Source organism: Shewanella sp. GJ50-10 (assembly GCF_055808815.1).
Window position 1 is genome coordinate 1618176 of the sequence record NZ_JBVVSS010000001.1, and the last position, 18433, is coordinate 1636608.

The following is an 18433-nucleotide window of genomic DNA, read 5'->3' on the forward strand; positions in this document are numbered from 1 at the left end:
TGCGATAGCGATTAACAACCAAATTTGCTTGGTGACAATAGCATTGTGGTCCCACCTGATCCCATCCCGAACTCAGTAGTGAAACGCAATAGCGCCGATGATAGTGTGGGGTCTCCCCATGTGAAAGTAGGTCATTGCCAAGCGCTTAATACTGAAAAAGCCCTAACACGATGTGTTAGGGCTTTTTCTTTGCCTGAAGAAAAGTAAACAGCAGGTTTAGACAGATCAACTGCTGATAGTGTGGTTGATATGCCCATCTGAAAGTCAGTCGTTGCCAAGCGCCAAATTTCTTTTAATTGAGAGCAGATAGCCCGTTACTCACGTATCGGGCTTTTTTGTGTCTGTGAAAAGTTAACTTACAAGTTTAATGACATCAACAGTCGATATTGTGGTAGATATGACCATGTGTCCGATATGGCATCAAGGAAAGGTAGGTCATCATCAAGCGTCAAATCTCTCTTTTAAACAAAATAAACACTTTATTTAAGCGGATGGGACTTAGTCTTTTAGCTTATGAGTGTAGAGCTTATAATACGCTCAAAATAAACTTGTGGAGTAAGGCATTGAGAGTGATCTCAACAAAGTGCTGGTTGAATAACTAAAATGTGTATTTATTGAATCTATCAATGGTTTGTGTCGCTATTATATAGAGATATGAATTAAACATGTTGTTAATCAGAGCAATAATTAATGCGTAATCACTTGGTTTAATTAACCTTGCAAAGAGAACCGTCTATCATTTTTGATGCTTTTGTTTTAACAATGTTGTCTGATGTTTAAGGTGAGAATAATCTAGCTCTCATATATTGGAATTGATTATTCTATTATCTTAATTTAGTTATATAATTTGAAAACTGATGACTGCCTGAATGGTAGGGACTAGCTTTAAAATGAAAAAAATGACAAATCCAATATATCTACGTTGGCAAGAAAGCATTAATTTAACCTCTGAAGTGTTAAATTCTAATGTGTTTGTTTTTTCATTAGATAATAATCATGAGTTTACATTATCAGTAAGTTCGTACCAGTCTGTTGAAACACTCCATGCAAGCTTGCTACAAGAGGCACATGGACAATTAATTCATTTTATTCATAATAATCAAATTTCGACAACTAGTAAGTCAGTAACTCAGATTAACCTTTTTGGTGAAGTTTATCTGTTACATGCAAAAGCTATCTCTGATTCAAATAACAATGGCGTTGCACTTCTAGTTTCTATTAGCGATATAAATGTTGTTAAAAAAACTAGCTGTGCTGTTCTGAACTTAGCGGCTGAAAATTTATCGCTTATTTATAACGAAGAAATTCGCCAATCAATTCAAGAAGCTGATGCGTTAACTTCACCTTTACTCATACCTGATTCAATAAACTTACAAAATTTCATTAATGCTTTCAATGAGCACATTTGGATTAAAAATCTGAGTGGACAATATGTTGTATGTAATGAAAGTGTCGATTTGGCGTGGAATAAGTCCCATTCCGATATTATTGGAAAGTATGATGAAGAATTATTTGGCAGCGAAACAGCTGAGTCTTTTAAAGACGGTGATAATCGAGCAATTAAAGCTAATGAACCGATTATTGTTGGCGAATGTGAAAGAATTGACCAGCAACAGAACAGTCATTGGTTAGAAACTATTAAAGCGCCGCTTTTAGATAAGAATAATGAACTTGCAGGTGTTATCGGTATAACCCGTAATATCGGGCGTCATAAAGAAACACAAACACAACTGATGCTTGCAGAAAGTGTGTTTGAAAATACCGTTGAAGGTGTACTGGTCACTGATAGGGATGGCGAGATTACTGAGGTTAATGCTGCATTCATTAATATAACTGGGTTTAGCCGTGAAGAAGCAGTGGGCCAAAATCCGCGTATTTTAAATTCAGGAAAGCATGATAGTTTATTTTTTGCTCAGATGTGGAATACATTACTAGTTAAAGGCAAGTGGCACGGAGAGATTTGGAATAAACGTAAATCAGGTGAAATATTTCCTCAATTAGTCACGATAAATGCTGTGTACGGACAAAAAGACGAAATCAGTTTTTTTGTTGCTGTGTTTGCTGATATTTCGGAACAAAAAATCACTGAAGAGAAATTGGCAAATTTATCATATTACGATCCGCTAACCCAGCTTCCAAACCGAGTGTTATTTCGTTCTAAATTACAGCAACAAGTAGACAGAGCCTTCAAACAACAAACACAACTTGCTGTAGTGTTTTTTGATATCGACTTCTTTAAACATATCAATGATAGTTTAGGTCATGACATTGGTGACAAGTTATTGATTGAAGTAGGTCTAAGGCTATCAGAACTTAGCAATGAGCAATGCTTAGTGGGTCGACTCAGTAGTGATGAATTTGTTATTTTATTGACCGATTTCAGTCAAAATGATCTTATCATTAGTCAAATCAATCAAATTAAAGCATCTATAGAGCAGCCATTTAAATTAGAAGATAAACCATTAATCAGAGTTACACTAAGTATGGGGGTTTCTGTATTCCCAAGTGATTCTTTAAATAGTGAACATTTGTTGCAGAACACGGATACGGCCTTGCACATGGCCAAGCAAAGTGGGCGCAATAACGTCACTTTTTATGATTCAACTATGACGATGAATTCAGCAGAGCATGTCAAGATACAGAGTGCACTGCATGAAGCAATTCAAGAAAACCAATTCCATTTAGTATACCAGCCTAAATTATCGTTAATTACTGGAAAACTCGTAGGGCTTGAAACACTTATAAGGTGGAACCATCCCGTATATGGATTAATTTCTCCAGCAGAGTTTATACCTATTGCAGAGAAGACAGGCTTAATTCATGAAATAGGCTTACAAGTACTCGTTATGGCTTGTAAGCAAGGTAAGAGGTGGTTAGACGAAGGATATCGCTTTGGTCATTTAGCTGTAAATGTTGCTAGCATTCAATTTCAGCGTACTAACTTTATAGATAATGTTGAACGGATCCTTTCAGAAACAGACTTTCCAGCGGAATTGCTCGAATTAGAAATGACAGAAAGCTGTATGATGTATGAGCCTGAGCGAGTTATTTCGGACTTAAAACGTTTAGGTGATTTAGGTATCCAATTATCTGTAGATGATTTTGGAACGGGCTACTCATCATTAAGCTATTTAAAAAAATTACCGATCAATGTGCTTAAAATCGATCAGTCATTTGTTTCTGACATCCCGTTCGACAGCAATAATACTGCGATAGCAAAAGCAATCATTGTGCTTGGTCACGCGTTAAAATTAACCGTGATAGCGGAAGGGGTTGAAACCAAAGAGCAGGCATCTTTCTTACTTGAAAATGGATGCGATCAGGCACAAGGTTATTATTTTAGTAAACCTCAACTGCCTGAGGCGCTTACTAAGCAATTACCCTCTATATAACCATGTATTAATTTAAAGGTTTACTACTATGATCAGGAACCTATTAATCAAAAAGCGATAATGGTGTCATTATCGCTTTTATTATTTCATGCAATGATCGATTTAAATTAAACGATTTAACTTCAGCGTAAGTATTAATCCCTGTATTAGTTTGCTGAACTTTTGACTACTTTTATTACTTCGCTTTGTTCATCACTGGAAAGAGTCGCAACAGCCTTTTCTAGCCCCGGTGGAAAAGTTCCTGATGACGGTGGACCTTAGGTTTATTGGTAGCGTTAACGTTTAGCTGATTTTAGTGTTAATGTTCACTGAATTTCTATTAATGAGCATCACAGCCTCACTATCTTTTCTGGCGTTGAGGAGGCTTATGGTTTTCTGGTATTGCCACTAGTTTGTCAGCCATTATTTGACACGTCGCGGTAATTTCTTGACCGTTAGGAGTGGTAATCTTGACTGTTTCATTCTCTGATTTATCTTCACAAACCGTATAAGCTTCTTGAGGAGGCTTACGCATTTGCTTTTGTTGCTCATCTGCCGATAAAGGTACGGAGAAACCACTAATGGCAATAACTATACTGAGCGTCGTTAAGGTTTTTATCATGACAGTTTCCTGGATAATTATTTATTTGCGTATATTAGTTACCATACCAAGTAAATTCGCAGAAATTGTGCAGAAATAAAGGAGATTAATCTTAGCTTGTTTAGCATGCTAGTGCTCAACAAAACAGGCAGATATACTCTTAATTATGAGTTTGTGAACACTATAAATACTTATAGATACTTTCACTTCCTTTGCAAATATACAAACTTTGGTATTTAAAGCTTGGTTGAATCTAAATGAATATTTCTCAAAAATTATTTTTAGCCTTTGTAGGCCTGACAAGTGTTGTCCTCATTGCCACACTTTCGCTTGCAAGGTGGGGGTTTGATCAAGGTTTCATTAGCTACATTAATTCATTACAACAAGAAAGGTTAGAAGAGTTGGCGGTATCTTATGCTGAACTTTATAAGAAATCGTCTTTTGATTGGGACAACGCGTCTTCGCAACAGTTAAGCCTGATTTTACGTCAGCACATTCCTAACATTCCTAGAGCACCTAAAAGACTTGAAGGGCCTCCAGCTTTTATTGAGCGCAATGGCTTGCGCGATTTACCTCCCCATATGAGGAACAATCTTCCACCCCCTCCTAGACGAGGCCCACCGACAGCTTTGTATTCTCCTTCAGGAAAACTACTTGCAGGAATTGAGTTTAGTGATATCAGTAATTTGACCTTTGTCGAAGTCATTTATAACGATCAAGTGATTGCCACGCTATACAGCAAGCCTATTGTTAAAGTAAATAGCATTTCAGCAGCCGCATTTTCTAAACAACAATTATGGACGAGTGTTGGGATTGGTTTACTTTGTTTGTTGTTAGCAAGTTTAATTTCTTGGGTCTTAGCACGTCTCTTATTAGAACCTGTTAGAGAAGTTGTAAAGGGGATCACACACTTATCTAAAGGTAATTATGCAGAGCGTTTCAATGTTGAGCGTCAAGATGAGTTAGGTTTATTGATGAAAGATATTGACCATTTGGCGATGACCTTAGATAAAAATCGTACGTCTAAAAATAGATGGTTTGCAGATATATCCCATGAATTAAGAACACCGCTTAGTATTTTATGTGGTGAGATTGATGCAATAAAAGCGGGGATTAGGCCTTTTAATCAGGTCCAGCTTACATCATTAGAACAAGAGGTTATGCGGATAAAGCACATGGTTGATGATTTATATCAACTTTCTTTATCAGATTTAGGTGGGCTTAAATATCATTTTGAACCTATTAACATCACTGCTTGTATTGCAGAAACATTGAACTCATTAATCGATAAGGTGTCGGAAAAAAGACTCTCAATTAATTTCATCAATACTGAAGAAGTGATAGTCAATGGCGACAAAATGAGACTGCAACAACTGTTCACTAATGTTGTTTTAAATGCTGTTGCTTATACCGATAGTCCTGGTCATATCGACATTGATTTATTTAAAGAGTCTGCTTCAGTGTTTATTTTAGTCAATGATACTAAACCCAGTGTACCGCTTGATGACTGCGAAGTGTTATTTGACCCTTTACACAGGCAAGATAGTTCAAGAGTGAGAAGAAATAACGGTGCAGGTTTAGGGTTAACCATTAGTCGTAATATCGTAGAAGCCCACGGCGGGAGCATTACTGCAAGACCGTCAAACTTAGGTGGTTTATGTATTGAAATTATATTACCAATATTTAAAGAGTCTCATTAACTATGAATGTTAGTCACCCAAAAATGAAAGTGTTAATTGTTGAAGACGAACCTAAGATTGCTCAAGTTCTCGTTGATTTTCTCACCCTTGAAGGTTTCGACACCCTTGTACAACACGATGGATTGATTGCTGTTGAAACAATAAAGCAAGGTGGAATCGATTTTGTCATATTAGATTTAATGCTACCCCATAAAGATGGTCTGACAATATGCAAAGAAGTACGTCAATTTTCCCAAATCCCGCTATTAATGTTAACGGCAAGAGTAGAAGAGATTGATCGTCTAATTGGTTTAGAAATAGGCGCTGATGATTATGTGTGTAAGCCTTTTTCTGCAAGGGAAGTTGTTGCCAGAGTAAAAACGATTCTTCGACGAGTTGAAGCTGCTCCTCAAACAAATGAAGATGAAATTGCCTATAAACATATCCTTATCAATATTCAGCGCTTCAAGTGCAATGTATCCAGTGTTGAGGTGGATTTAACTCCTGTAGAGTTTAGATTACTGCACACCATGCTTAAACGTCCTGGTGTTGTGCATTCTCGCGATAGTTTGATGCAAGTGTGCTATGTCGATGACAGAGTGGTAAGCTCAAGAACGATTGATAGTCATATAAAAAACCTTCGCTCTAAACTGACATTAAACAGTACCCAATCTAATCTACTTCATTCAATTTACGGTGTCGGTTATAAAATGGAATAGTCATCATTAACGACTTTTAATCACCCAAATTAAAGCAATAAATTTCAATATTCAGCCTTTTTGAATAAACTCAGTTTGTTTTCTCGCGCCTAGGCCTGCTTTTGTTTAGAATAGCCTTGATAAATCACTCTCTTTAGCCATCGCTATTTGGGATATGTTAACTGAGGCGGACTGTTTTTCTGCCTAGGAGCCTTAATGCAATTGTTCGTAAAAGATTTAACCGTTATCGATTTTTCCTATTTATGTCCAATACGCGGCATGGTGGGCGAGAGCTGGATTGTCGATGTATTACTCGATGGTGGCTTAGATGAGCAAAATATGGTGCTTGATTTTTCTAAAGTCAAAAAAACCATTAAAAACACCATTGATGATGTAGCTGATCACCGATTATTAATCCCTACAGCATGCAGTGAAGTGCGTTGGCAGCAAAAGGGCGATCGTGTTTGGATGGACTTTTCTAGCAAACTAGGTGATATTCACCTTGCTTGCCCATCAGAAGCATTTGCACTTGTTCCAACTGAAGTCATCGACTTTGACAGTGTTAATTCATTTCTCATTAAAGCGTTACGCGAAGCTTTACCAGACAATGTCGAAGGTATAAGCCTGACGTTACGTAATGAAGTACTAGACACGCCTTATTATCATTACACCCATGGTTTACGTAAGCATGACGGTAATTGCCAACGTATTGCTCATGGCCATAGAAGTCCGATCACCGTATTTGAAAATGGTATTGCTGCGCCGAAATGGGACCAATACTGGGCTGACAGATGGCAAGATATTTATTTAGGCAGCGAAGAAGACGTTGTTGATGTGTCAACATTGGAGTTATCAAAACAAGCAAATGTGAATGATGAAAGCCATTACGGGTTTCATTACCAAGCTCCTCAAGGTGACTTTCAACTAGCCATGCCTAGAAGTTGTTGTGACATTATTCCCCATGACACCACAGTTGAGTTACTCGCTCAATTTATCGCTGAAACTATGGCTGCTAAAACGCCGAGTTCTGACTTTAAAGTTATTGCCTTTGAAGGTATTGGCAAAGGCGCTATTGCAGTAAAGTAGCCCGTAAAGCCTTTTTAGATTTAAGCAATGAGTGACTTAATCAGTGACTCATTGCTTTTATTATCTACAGCTAGCAGTTTGTCATTCCTCTATTGTTAGTATTGCCACTACTTGATTACCTTTCTGTTGAGTTCCTTTTATCTAGCACCATTCATTGTTTAGGGGGTGCTTAAGCTGTGTTTTATTTCAATTGTAAAATTGAATAAAGCTCTTTAAGCCCTTAGTATTAAAACGATAATCATCAATTAACTATATTCAAACTCTTTAAGGTTAAACATGGCTGTTAAACAACTTAAACTTATCTATCCAACATCAATATTGGCTCTTGTATTATTGGCTTTTAATGCCCAAGCACAAATTCAATTAAACGGTATATTTGAACAAGGCGCTCTAGTGCGAGGGTCTGTACCAGCTGGTAGCGTAGTAAAGCTAAATGGTGAAGAGGTAGCAGTGACACCACAGGGGCAGTTTGCCATTGGGTTTGAAAGAGAAGCGAAAGCAGAGCAAATGCTCGAAGTGGTTTACCCTAGTGGTTTAACAGAGCTTAAACCGCTGAGTATTGCGACTAAAGAATATAAAATTGATCGTATTACTGGCATCAGTAAAAAGATAATGAAACCCAACCCAGTCGCTCAAGAAAGGGCTGCAAAAGACTCGAAACAAACAAGGGCTGCAAGAAACACCTTTAGTGAACAAACTTCGTTTATGCAAGATTTTATATGGCCAGTAACAGGTCGTATTTCAGGAGTTTACGGCAGCCAAAGAGTTTATAACGGAAAACCTGGTAATCCACACTACGGTGTAGATGTTGCTCGCCCTACAGGTACTGTGGTGGTGTCACCTGCTGATGGTGTTATTACCTTATCTGAACCTGATATGTTTTATTCAGGCGGCACTATGATAATCGATCATGGTTATGGCATTAACTCGACATTTCTTCATTTAAGTAAGTTATACGTAAAAGAAGGTGACGTGGTCACTCAAGGTCAGCAGCTCGCTGAGATTGGCGCTACAGGCCGAGCAACCGGACCACATTTAGACTGGCGATTAAACTGGTATCAAATGCGCTTAGACCCTGTGACAGTTGTACCGCCAATGACAGAAGTGCTTGCAGCTGAAACAGCCGCTAAAAATAAATAGAGCCAACAGTTAGCTGCTTTTAGTCAATATTTAACTATGCCAAACTGGCTAGACTGAATCGCCACTTTAAGTGGCTAAGGTAAACAATGAAATATTTGGGTTCGACGCCAACAGGTTTCATTACTACTTCGCTGCTGGCAATCAGTTTGACTAGCTTTCCATGTTCAGCGATTGCCGAATCGTCTGACGTAAAGATATCAGGGATCACCGTAAGTTATTTATCTGCTGGGAAAGATGATTTAGCGATTAAAGATCTAGTCGTTAATAGTGGCAATAATGAATTAGTAAAAAGCCTTTCTAAGCAATTCTTCAGATTCGAACAACCGCTAGTAATTGAGTATGGCAGTTCAGAAGGACCATTGTATGATCCTTCCATTCACACTATCCAAATTCCTTATCATTTTATTGCGGATTCTTTAGCGTATTTTTCAGCAAATAATTACCTTGAAGAATATGGTAAAACAGTTGAAGACGCAGCAATGGATACCTTACTGCATACCTTGTTACATGAAGTTGGACATGCCTATATCGTCGATCAAGATATTGCCATTTTAGGTAAAGAAGAAGACGCAGTAGATCATTTTGCCGCAGTTGTTATGCTCAATTTTATCGATGGAGGAGATGAAGCGTTAATCAGTGCGGCGGACATGTTTGCTTTTGAATCTGAAAATCGCCCTGAGTATTACGATTATGGTGAATATATTGACGATCACAGCTTTGACTTACAGCGATACTTTTCAAGCTTATGCATGGTGTATGGCTTTGCACCTGAACGATATCCAAAATTACTGAATCAAATAGAAAAGGAGTACCGCGTAGAACGGAAATCCTTTTGTATTGATAACTTTGAGATATTGAATCGAAACTGGCAGCGTCATTTTTCTCATTAGCGTTTACGCTAAAGGTGACTCTAATGATTATGCTAGCGTAAATTCTCGGACTTAATTAACTTTCGCTAGCAATGATGGCTTCGATGCTTTGTGGATGAACTTTTACACATATTCCGTTCGATTTGAAAGCAATTGTCGGGTTTGCTAAACGCTCATTATCACCTTTAGGTGAGCTTTGTTTAACCTTAATACCAGTCACGTTACCTTCAATTATATTGCCAATATTGGGAACTACAGAGACTAGATCCGCAATTAACTGCTCGCAGGTTAATGCTGGTGACGGGAAAACTAACTCGACATGTTCCCAACCTTCTTGTGGATACACTTTATCGGAAGGATAAGGCAGTTCGACACAATTAACATCTAAACCTTCAAGGGATAATGGCTTATTTAATTTAATGATCAGGATAGGGCGGCCGTTAATCATATTATTAGAAATAACCTGACCGTGTTGTTCGAATTCTTGGCTAAGCTGCGCTGCAGCCTCATGACTATTCACACGAAGTGCACAGTGGTCACATTCTAATTGTAAGTTCTCTAAACCTAAGCGTTGAATAAAGGCGGTAATGCGCTGACTAAAATCAGGCCAGTTTTCAATTAACTGGTCGTAATGCATAAAAGTTTCCTGTTACATCGTGGAAGGGGAATGAAATCGGTTAAGGCCAAATCTCTATGGGAGTGCCTTCTTCAATTACGCGCCAAAGCTCGTCCATCTCTTTATTGGTGACAGCAATACAGCCATTGGTCCAATTAAATTGTTGAGCTTCCTCAGGGGTTAAACTGGAGTTTGGGTTTTGTCCATGGATCATGATCATTCCCCCAGGGCTAACGCCTAATGCATTAGCACGTAATCTGTCTTCTTCGTTTGGATAGGAAATATGAATCGATTTGTAAAAGGCGCTATCAGATTTTTTGTAATCTAAAATATAACGACCTTGAGGAGTACGTTGATCGCCTTCTTTGACTTTATGTCCCTTTGGCGCATCACCCATAGCGATTTGATATGTTTTAATTATTTTTCCTTCATGATAAATCGACATACTAGATTCAGATTTATTCACTACCACTAAATCGACTTTTGAGCTGGTTAACTGGCTAACAGAGCCATAGGCAAAGCTTGCGCTGAATATAGCCATGAAAATAAAGCATTTAACCAAGTACATGAAGTCTCCAATAAGCGGTTTTATAGGTTTACGGTGTTAGCTTGTATTGTTAATAGTGTTAACATGAGTATCACCGATTAGGCAATTTATCAGAACAGCGACTAATTGCGATAATAATTTGAAATTTTTTAAAGATAATACCGTACTTTTATCATGTATGCGGGATTAAATTCCCTGTCATTACTGAGTGAGCTATGACCCTAGAAGAAAAACAAGATACCCCATTTAAAAAACAAATACGAAAGGTGATTTTCGGTACCGAAACCCGTTTAGGTCGCTGGTTTGATATTGGGTTAATGATCTGTATTTTACTTAGCGTATTACTGATAATTTTAGATACGATAGAAAGCTATCATCAGCAATATGGCCAAGTTATCTACTATGCCGAATGGGCATTCACTTGGTTGTTTACAATTGAATACCTGTTGAGGTTATATGGCTCTGTGAGTCGATTGGCGTATATGCGCAGTTTTTACGGTATTGTTGATTTATTGTCGATTCTACCGAGCTTTTTGGCGTTGATATTCCCAGGAGCGAATGTCTCCCTTGCCTTCAGAATACTGCGTTTATTCAGAATTTTTCGCGTACTCAAATTATTACGTTATTTAAGCGAAGGTAATTTGCTATTAAAAGCGATGGTGCAGTCGAGAAGGAAAGTGTTTATTTTCTTCTTTTCGGTCAGCCTGATCATTATGGCGTTGAGTGTCGTAATGTACGTGGTAGAAGGGCCTGCTAATGGGTTTACCTCTATTCCTAAATCCATGTACTGGACGATTGTGACGATTACTACCGTAGGTTATGGCGATATCACGCCCCAGACTAACTTAGGCCAAGCTATTGCCTCGTTTACCATGTTAATTGGTTATTCCATTATTGCTATTCCAACGGGGATCCTTACCGCTGAAATCTCCCATGAAATGGTCGCCGAGCGAGATTTAAGAAAGTGCAGTAACTGCGGTACTCGCGGTCATCATTTACAAGCATTATATTGTCATCATTGTGGTAGCGAGTTAGAACAACAAAATTCAGAAGGGAACTCATGACCGAAGCTAAGTTTGTTCAAGGCTCAATTTTACGTCACATATTAGTGATGAGCTCTACTGCTGCGGTAGGGATCTCAGCGCTGTTCGTGGTCGATTTACTTGATATCTTTTTCTTAAGTTTATTAGGTGAATTAGAGCTTGCTGCTGCAGTAGGTTATGCTGGCGCGATTTCATTTTTTACCACATCAATTGGTATCGGTTTATCCATTGCTCTTGGCGCTTTAGTGTCACGAGCTGTGGGCGCAAAGAATTTGGTATTGGCAAAGCGCATGTTACTTAACAGTGCAGTGGTGTCATTAATTACCAGTGTCGTAGTCGCAGTAACTGTGTTTATTTTTATTCCTGAACTGTTAGCGTTAATTGGTGCTAGCGGTGAAACTGCAATTTTAGCTGAAAGTTACCTGCGCATATTAGTACCATCATTACCGTTCATTTGTTTAGCTATGGCACTGGGTGGCGCGTTAAGAGCCATTGGAGATGCTAAATTATCCATGATGTCGACGCTTGCAGGCGGCGGCGTTAACTTAGTTTTAGACCCCATATTTATCTTTGCCTTAGGCATGGGGATTGAAGGCGCCGCTGTGGCATCAGTGTTTGCCCGCATTGCGGTATTTATCATTTCGGCTCGGGGAATTGTGGTTAAGCATAAAATGCTTGGGCAGTTTAATCGCCAGCATTTCATCGAAGACATCAGAACCATTTTCGCCATTGCATTACCTGCGATGCTTACCAACGTAGCGACCCCAATAGGTAACGCGGTTGTGACTAAAGCGATTGCTGATTTCGGTGATAGTTATGTGGCAGGTTGGGCGGTATTAGGACGATTAATTCCTGTTTGTTTCGGGATGATATTTGCGCTAAGTGGTGCAGTAGGACCTATTATCGGCCAAAACTATGGCGCTTTAGAATTTGGCCGAGTAAAAGAAAGCCTGACGAAAGCGATTCAATTTTGCACCGTGTTTGTATTAGGTGTTTCTATCTTATTATTTGCACTCAAACATCAAATCGTTGCAGCGTTTGATATGCAAGGAGAAGCGGCTGAATTGATTTTATTCTTCTGCAAATATATTGCGATATTCTTTATCTTTAACGGTATTTTGTTTGTTGCCAATGCATCATTTAATAACTTAGGCAAAGCCAAATATTCCACCTTCTTTAATGTAGGTAAAGCGACCATTGGCACAATACCTTTTGTGTATTTTGGTGCGCAGATTGGTGGAGTTTACGGTGTGTTAATTGGCCAAGCTCTGGGTTCCATTTTGTTTGGTCTAGGTGGCGTGTGGGTGGGTTATCGATTAATTGATAAAATTACAGCCACAGCACCTCAGCAATCAGCAGTTGAACCAGTATCAGAAGATGATGAAATAGAACTTGAAATGAGCCCGACGTCATCACCACAGTCTTCTTCCTATATTCAGTTAGCTCAGCTTAACGAAGAGCCTTTATGTGAAGAAATCATTCGAGATGGTGACTTAGACAATCCGTTATCTTCAAAAGATAAATGATCTATTACCCATTTAATTTATGGCTAGCATTTTAAATTAGTACTTCAGATTAACGTTTCAGGTTATTTACTTAGGTTATTTACTTAGATTATTGCTTTAGCTTAGTGTTTTAGGTTAAAGATTATTTGATTTTAAACTCAATTGTTTATGACAAAAAAGCCCCGCAATCCTAATCAGGCTTGCGGGGCTTTTTTATATTCTGCTTTAGCTTCAGAACTTTATCGTTCAAGAGCTATATGCTTAAAAGCTTTATGCTTCAGAAGCTGGCGCTTCAGTATTTTCACTGCTTGCTTCAGCAGCCAATTTTTGTTGCTCTTCAAGTTCCATCTGAGCGCGGACGGCTTTAGAGATGTAACCCACCTTTGGATTTTTTTGCGGGTTATCTTTTACTATCTTGTTTTGCTTAGCTTTAGCCCGCTTAGCGGTCTTTTTTATCATCAGCTGTTTTCTGTTCATGGTCTATCTAACTCGCTTAAATGTGCCGCTGGCACTTGTATAACTTAAAACAGGTAGCCAGTTTTATCACTCTGTAAGATTACTAAGTGCTGGTTACATGTTTTTGAAAATGATTTAAGGTAAGTTTAGCTCAAACTGGCAAGAGGTTATAGTTAAACCCTTTATTTATCCTAGTTCACGGGCTTTTTATTCAATTACCACCGCCCTTGTGAAATATTAGTTAATAATTACGGCTAAACTTTTCAATGTCTTCAGCTGTTGCACCATCATTACATTCGCCACGAACTTCACCGCGACCTTCACTGATACTTTTATTGAGGACAATGAAACCATCTTTGCAATAACCCGTCATATCAATTGTTTTTTGTAAGCCTAATTCCACTTGTCGGCCCCACAAATCTAATTGATCCTGACGACGTTCTTGTTCGATGGCATAACTGCGGGCATCTTGTCGGCGGCGATTAACACGTTGCTGATGAGGTAATGGATCTTCAATACCACGATCTGTTGCTGTCGCGACTTTAGCTTGGTAAGTAAAAAGCTTAATACCTTCGCCTTTAATGGAAGTCGTGAATCTATCCTTAAATTTTCCAGCGTAAGCTTCAGGTTCTATAGGTGCAGAAGAGCAAGCAGATAACAGCAGTAGACTAATCAATAACGTAGAGTACTTTGGCACCAGTAATAATCCTTTATAAAACTTAAAATAGAAACAATTCATATTAAAACGAAAGTGGCAGTCATTGATAGTTTTTACAGATATTTACTATGCTAAAGAGGGTATTAAAGCCTCCAGACTGAAGCTTGCGGCAGTAAACTATTAAACGTGTTCTATAGAGCCAAGGTTAATTGGGGAAATGTTGGCTACTATCATTTATAAACTTAAGTGTACTGGTCTTAACATAAAGCTCAGTACACCAAGCTATCTAAAATCGGTTAAGCGTATTGCTTTGATAAATAGGCAATAATGTCGTTTGACTCGTACATCCATTGAGTCTGACCATCTTTTTCAATTTTTAAACAAGGCACTTTTAGCTGACCACCTTGTTGAACAAGTTGTTGCTTATTGGTTTCTTGTTTAGCATCGACAGTGACAATATTCAGTCCTTGACGACGAATTGCGCGGCGAACTTTTACGCAGAACGGGCAAGCCGCATATTGATATAAAGCCAGTGCTTTAGTCTGCTCATCTATTTTTGCTTGCTCTGAAACAGGGCGTTGAAATTTTTTACCTGGGAATAAAAAGTTTACTAACAGGATAATGCGGCCAAGTAGCCAACGAATTACAAACATACCACTTCCTTTAATAATCGAATTTAACAAAACAGTTAAAAACAGACGTCTAAATATTATCTAAGTTAATTTTCAGCGATAGTTTACGTGATGTTGTTCACAGATAATAGTCATCTGTGAACAGAACCTAAGTTAATGCTGATTAAACCGCCAAAGAAGCTCGGGGCTGAGATAATTTAATCTCAGCCCTATGCATTATGGTTCTAGCTTTGTTTAGTTAGCATCTAAAGTCAGTAAGGCTTGTGCATCTGTTTGGTCCATATGCACTCGACTTTCTAATATAAACACACGGCTAGGGTCTATATTTGCTTGATCAACCAAGTAGGTTTTGACGACTTTAGCTCTTTGCTGAGCTAAAGTACCTAGTTTGGACTCACTTATATCTTGTTGATTCAAGCTGAAGTTATACAAAGCAATAAGCCAGCGCGCATTAAGATCAGCAGCTTCAATATCAGGATTTTTTTCAGCAAGCTCTTGCTTAATCAGCAGCGGGTCTAATTGTGTTTCTGTTTGATATACAGTTATTAAAGCATCCGTTAGAGTACCTTGCTGAGGGAACTGGCTGGCAGACAAATCAGCCGGCAATGTTGAAACTTCCGTACCTGCTTGAGTGGCTAATTTTTGATGTAGTTGTTGCTGCTGCAGGGCAAATTGGTCATTGGCTAAATCTACGCCACCTTTTATATTAAGCATCAATAGCGGGCGATCGTTAAGTGCTTTAGCTAATGAGGTTAGAGTGGCTTGTTGGTCTTCACTGATATCAGCAAGTCCATATTGAAATCCAATTTTGTCCATTTCATCTTCATCACCGCCAACAAGTCCTGCTAACAATGAAAAGGGTGCTGTAATAGCTTTAGTGATCACATTAGTAATCGCAGTCATCACAATGCTACCAAAGCTAAAGCTTGGCGAATCTAAGTCGCCGTCTACATTGACCCCTAAATCTATGACGCCATGTCTATCTTGTAATAGCGCAATGGCCAAGGTGATAGGTAATGATGTTGCAAGAGAGCTATTACTCGGTTTCCCTAGTTCTAACTGGTCAATGACCAAATGGTTGCTACCAACGAGTTGGTTGTTTTCTAGTTGGTATTTAAGTGCTAAAGACAATTGGCCTTTATCAATATAGTAACCGGCATACGTACCTGAGTATGGGTTAATGGAAGTCAGTTCGACTTTGTTAAAGGCAAAATTTAAATCCAAATATGGATTTTTCAATAATGGATTCACATCACCCTTTAAAGTGACCGGGGCATATTTATCGATTTTACCTTCTAAATTAACCGAGGCTCGAGTTTGTGGATTAGTTGATATTTGGGTAATTTCGCCATTAAGTTGTTCAATACCTGAAGCGAAGTTAGGCGTTAAGGAATTATCTGCAAAGAATGCAGAACTGTCTTTAATGCCAATACGTTTTATATCGATAGCAAAGGCTGATGTTTGACCATCTTCAGTTGTGTCTTGCGTAGGTTTCTTTGTTACCTCGAGTTGTATGTCGTCTGAGGTATCAACTCCTTTGCTGTTTGTAGCGCTGTTATCAGAAGTTGCAGGTTTAACCACTAAGTCAGCAATATTGGTTGTTCTATCTTCGGAAATAATCAGGCGGCTAAATAGGCCATCAAATAGAGTTTCATCTATCGCTAATGACTGGCCTAAGTTATCAAAGGTGAGGGCAGTTATGTCCATTGACTCCCAATTCAGTAAAGGTTGCTTTAACAAGTTATCACTTATCTTAAGCTGATTAACTGAAGCTTGGCCTTGATAAATAAACTTCTGCTCAGCATTAGCACTAATGTGACCTTTAGTATTAAAGATCCCCGACTCTAGTGTCACGTTCATAAATGGCGCAATGTAGGGTTGGAACTTGGTTAAATTGACCTTTTGGTAATCAATATCAGCCTCTAAGCTTAAGAGGTCGGCATCAAATTGACCTTGCGATATGAACTCACTTTGATCGTTTATTGAAAGTGATAATTGATATTCAATGGGTAACGACAAGTCAGACTTGATTGTCTGAGTTGAAAAGTTAATATCAGCAATCTTCCAAAAGTTAGCGGTTTTGTTAGCAACACTTTCAGTTAATTCAAATTGATAATCTTTAAGCTCTAACGCATGTAATGTGATAAGCCAAGTTGGTGCGTTTTCTGCTGTATTTTCTATCACTTCATTTTCAACAACTTCATTTTCGCCAGCTTTGCTTTCTTCTGAAGATCTTGATGATTCTTCATTGATAGTCGTTTCAACAGGCGTGTCAGAATTTGCATCTTCATCGACAAAAATTGGGGTGAATAAATCAAGTAAGTTAACTTTATCTGGGTCTATCGTAATCCAAAAATCGCCATTAGAAGTTTGCAACTTTTGTATATCAATGGTTTGATTTTTAGTAGAAACAGCTATGTCATTTAAGGCAAATAAATCAATGGTAGTCACCTGTCTTTTAGCATCTTTTGCCACGATGCTATCGACTTTAATATCTGTATTTAAAATATTGATATTAAGCGGCGAACTATGTTGTTCCGTTTCTTGTGGTGCGTTGGGTGTATTAGCTGCTGCAAGTTGTTTTTCTTCTGTAATATCAAAAGTCGATGAAACATTGAGGTTGGCAGATTGCAATGACACCTTAAATAACGATTCAACAAAAGACCAATATTGAGTTAAGTCCATGGAATCTATTGATACTTCCCCTTTGGCATCAAGTGGTGCTAATTGGGTTTGAGTCTTGAGGGTTATCTGACCATTTTTATCATCGGCTATCATTAGTTCGAGTTTATTGGCATCTGGAAATTCTGCTAATAAACCATCGGTTTTAAAGTTAGTCGCCGATAGGGTGATGTTAGGGTAAAGCAACTGAGTGTCTGTTAACTTATCGTTTATCTGTAAACTTGCGTTATTAAAGGCAAATTGATTGATATGAATCGCTATAGGCTCAGAGGTTTCGTCAATTTCGCTGTTGTTGTCTTGTTCTGGGTTAGCTTTCGCGAGTTCAGCGACTCTATTATCAAACGTTTTAATAATGTCGGTAAAATTAAATTGATATCCTAACTTTGCACTCGTTTCTGCCGATTGGGTGAGTGCAGTTAAGCGTTCAATAGAAAGCGCTGTACCATCAATCTTTAAATAATCTAAGCTGACATTAAGATTAAACAAGGAACGCCAAAACATGATATCGACATCTAAGCTATCAAGGTGAAAAAACGCCTGTTCGCTGTCATTTTCATTAATCGTTAACTGACTTAAGCTCATTTCAAAAGTGAAAGGGTTTACCTTTATCGCTTCAATACTGACTTGTCTTCCAAGTAACTCTGATAAAGATTTAGGTGCCTGCTTAGTTGCGATAAATGGAATGAGTAGCCCTAAAATCAACACGAAAAGTAAATAGATGAATGATCCAATTATCGCGGTTTTTTGATAACGGGGACGATTATTGAAGGCTTGTTTTAGAGTATTTATCGACGGCATCATAAGGACGACTGCTTCTTGTTAGTTTAAGACAGTAATTGTTTAGACATTT

General features: G+C 38.3%; 15 protein-coding genes and 1 rRNA gene. 9 read left to right on the plus strand and 7 right to left on the minus strand.

What is annotated here, in order from left to right; translation table 11 throughout:
• Positions 1–27: 27 nt before the first annotated feature.
• Both rrf and AC0L4E_RS06735 read left to right on the plus strand, forming a co-directional pair.
• Positions 28–143 (plus strand): 5S ribosomal RNA (gene rrf / locus AC0L4E_RS06730).
• A 747-nt stretch (positions 144–890) separates the two neighbouring features.
• Positions 891–3392 (plus strand): EAL domain-containing protein, encoded by a 2502-nt coding sequence (locus AC0L4E_RS06735; protein WP_473678539.1) that lies wholly within the window; start codon positions 891–893, stop codon positions 3390–3392.
• A 340-nt stretch (positions 3393–3732) separates the two neighbouring features.
• Here AC0L4E_RS06735 and AC0L4E_RS06740 read toward each other — a convergent pair whose 3' ends face one another.
• On the minus strand, positions 3733–3993 hold the full coding sequence (locus tag AC0L4E_RS06740; RefSeq protein WP_473678540.1) for a hypothetical protein: 261 nt from the start codon (positions 3991–3993) through the stop codon (positions 3733–3735).
• A gap of 236 nt (positions 3994–4229) precedes the next feature.
• On the opposite strand from AC0L4E_RS06740, the gene AC0L4E_RS06745 reads away from it, so the two are divergent.
• From AC0L4E_RS06745 to AC0L4E_RS06765, 5 genes are all read left to right on the plus strand, one after another.
• Positions 4230–5672: an ATP-binding protein gene (locus AC0L4E_RS06745; RefSeq protein ID WP_473678541.1), complete on the plus strand. Its 1443-nt coding sequence runs from the start codon at positions 4230–4232 to the stop codon at positions 5670–5672.
• 2 nt (positions 5673–5674) lie between these two features.
• Positions 5675–6370: a response regulator gene (locus tag AC0L4E_RS06750; protein WP_473678542.1), complete on the plus strand. Its 696-nt coding sequence runs from the start codon at positions 5675–5677 to the stop codon at positions 6368–6370.
• A 195-nt stretch (positions 6371–6565) separates the two neighbouring features.
• Complete coding sequence (locus AC0L4E_RS06755) at positions 6566–7435, plus strand: 6-carboxytetrahydropterin synthase (RefSeq protein WP_473678543.1); 870 nt, start codon at positions 6566–6568, stop codon at positions 7433–7435.
• A 276-nt stretch (positions 7436–7711) separates the two neighbouring features.
• Positions 7712–8575, plus strand: a complete 864-nt coding sequence (locus AC0L4E_RS06760) for a M23 family metallopeptidase (protein ID WP_473678544.1) — start codon at positions 7712–7714, stop codon at positions 8573–8575.
• 86 nt (positions 8576–8661) lie between these two features.
• A complete protein-coding gene (locus tag AC0L4E_RS06765) occupies positions 8662–9465 on the plus strand; it encodes a DUF4344 domain-containing metallopeptidase (RefSeq protein WP_473678545.1) in 804 nt (267 codons plus the stop codon).
• 55 nt (positions 9466–9520) lie between these two features.
• On the opposite strand, the gene AC0L4E_RS06770 is transcribed toward AC0L4E_RS06765, so the two are convergent.
• Both AC0L4E_RS06770 and AC0L4E_RS06775 read right to left on the minus strand, forming a co-directional pair.
• Positions 9521–10081, minus strand: coding sequence for a VOC family protein (locus AC0L4E_RS06770; protein WP_473678546.1), 561 nt, complete (start codon positions 10079–10081; stop codon positions 9521–9523).
• A gap of 40 nt (positions 10082–10121) precedes the next feature.
• On the minus strand, positions 10122–10601 hold the full coding sequence (locus tag AC0L4E_RS06775) for a L,D-transpeptidase family protein (RefSeq protein ID WP_473681552.1): 480 nt from the start codon (positions 10599–10601) through the stop codon (positions 10122–10124).
• 221 nt (positions 10602–10822) lie between these two features.
• On the opposite strand from AC0L4E_RS06775, the gene AC0L4E_RS06780 reads away from it, so the two are divergent.
• Together AC0L4E_RS06780 and AC0L4E_RS06785 are read left to right on the plus strand one after the other, a co-directional pair.
• Positions 10823–11671: an ion transporter gene (locus AC0L4E_RS06780; protein WP_473678547.1), complete on the plus strand. Its 849-nt coding sequence runs from the start codon at positions 10823–10825 to the stop codon at positions 11669–11671.
• On the plus strand, positions 11668–13176 hold the full coding sequence (locus tag AC0L4E_RS06785) for an MATE family efflux transporter (protein ID WP_473678548.1): 1509 nt from the start codon (positions 11668–11670) through the stop codon (positions 13174–13176). The genes AC0L4E_RS06780 and AC0L4E_RS06785 overlap by 4 nt, the downstream gene beginning before the upstream one ends.
• Before the next feature lie 249 nt (positions 13177–13425).
• On the opposite strand, the gene AC0L4E_RS06790 is transcribed toward AC0L4E_RS06785, so the two are convergent.
• The 4 genes from AC0L4E_RS06790 to AC0L4E_RS06805 form a co-directional block, all read right to left on the minus strand.
• Entirely contained in the window at positions 13426–13632 is a 207-nt protein-coding gene (locus tag AC0L4E_RS06790; protein WP_473678549.1) for a DUF2986 domain-containing protein, read from the minus strand.
• Positions 13633–13852: 220 nt separating this feature from the next.
• Complete coding sequence (locus tag AC0L4E_RS06795) at positions 13853–14308, minus strand: hypothetical protein (RefSeq protein WP_473678550.1); 456 nt, start codon at positions 14306–14308, stop codon at positions 13853–13855.
• A 257-nt stretch (positions 14309–14565) separates the two neighbouring features.
• Positions 14566–14922, minus strand: a complete 357-nt coding sequence (locus AC0L4E_RS06800; RefSeq protein WP_473678551.1) for a glutathione S-transferase N-terminal domain-containing protein — start codon at positions 14920–14922, stop codon at positions 14566–14568.
• Positions 14923–15135: 213 nt separating this feature from the next.
• Positions 15136–18384, minus strand: a complete 3249-nt coding sequence (locus AC0L4E_RS06805; protein WP_473678552.1) for a DUF748 domain-containing protein — start codon at positions 18382–18384, stop codon at positions 15136–15138.
• Positions 18385–18433: the final 49 nt, after the last annotated feature.

Excerpts from the sequence above, each read along its gene's own strand:
- AC0L4E_RS06735 (WP_473678539.1), top strand. The coding sequence starts at position 891 with ATGAAAAAAATGACAAATCCAATATATCTACGTTGGCAAGAAAGCATT.
- AC0L4E_RS06740 (WP_473678540.1), bottom strand. The coding sequence starts at position 3,993 with ATGATAAAAACCTTAACGACGCTCAGTATAGTTATTGCCATTAGTGGT.
- AC0L4E_RS06745 (WP_473678541.1), top strand. The coding sequence starts at position 4,230 with ATGAATATTTCTCAAAAATTATTTTTAGCCTTTGTAGGCCTGACAAGT.
- AC0L4E_RS06750 (WP_473678542.1), top strand. The coding sequence starts at position 5,675 with ATGAATGTTAGTCACCCAAAAATGAAAGTGTTAATTGTTGAAGACGAA.
- AC0L4E_RS06755 (WP_473678543.1), top strand. The coding sequence starts at position 6,566 with ATGCAATTGTTCGTAAAAGATTTAACCGTTATCGATTTTTCCTATTTA.
- AC0L4E_RS06760 (WP_473678544.1), top strand. The coding sequence starts at position 7,712 with ATGGCTGTTAAACAACTTAAACTTATCTATCCAACATCAATATTGGCT.
- AC0L4E_RS06765 (WP_473678545.1), top strand. The coding sequence starts at position 8,662 with ATGAAATATTTGGGTTCGACGCCAACAGGTTTCATTACTACTTCGCTG.
- AC0L4E_RS06770 (WP_473678546.1), bottom strand. The coding sequence starts at position 10,081 with ATGCATTACGACCAGTTAATTGAAAACTGGCCTGATTTTAGTCAGCGC.
- AC0L4E_RS06775 (WP_473681552.1), bottom strand. The coding sequence starts at position 10,601 with ATGGCTATATTCAGCGCAAGCTTTGCCTATGGCTCTGTTAGCCAGTTA.
- AC0L4E_RS06780 (WP_473678547.1), top strand. The coding sequence starts at position 10,823 with ATGACCCTAGAAGAAAAACAAGATACCCCATTTAAAAAACAAATACGA.
- AC0L4E_RS06785 (WP_473678548.1), top strand. The coding sequence starts at position 11,668 with ATGACCGAAGCTAAGTTTGTTCAAGGCTCAATTTTACGTCACATATTA.
- AC0L4E_RS06790 (WP_473678549.1), bottom strand. The coding sequence starts at position 13,632 with ATGAACAGAAAACAGCTGATGATAAAAAAGACCGCTAAGCGGGCTAAA.
- AC0L4E_RS06800 (WP_473678551.1), bottom strand. The coding sequence starts at position 14,922 with ATGTTTGTAATTCGTTGGCTACTTGGCCGCATTATCCTGTTAGTAAAC.
- AC0L4E_RS06805 (WP_473678552.1), bottom strand. The coding sequence starts at position 18,384 with ATGATGCCGTCGATAAATACTCTAAAACAAGCCTTCAATAATCGTCCC.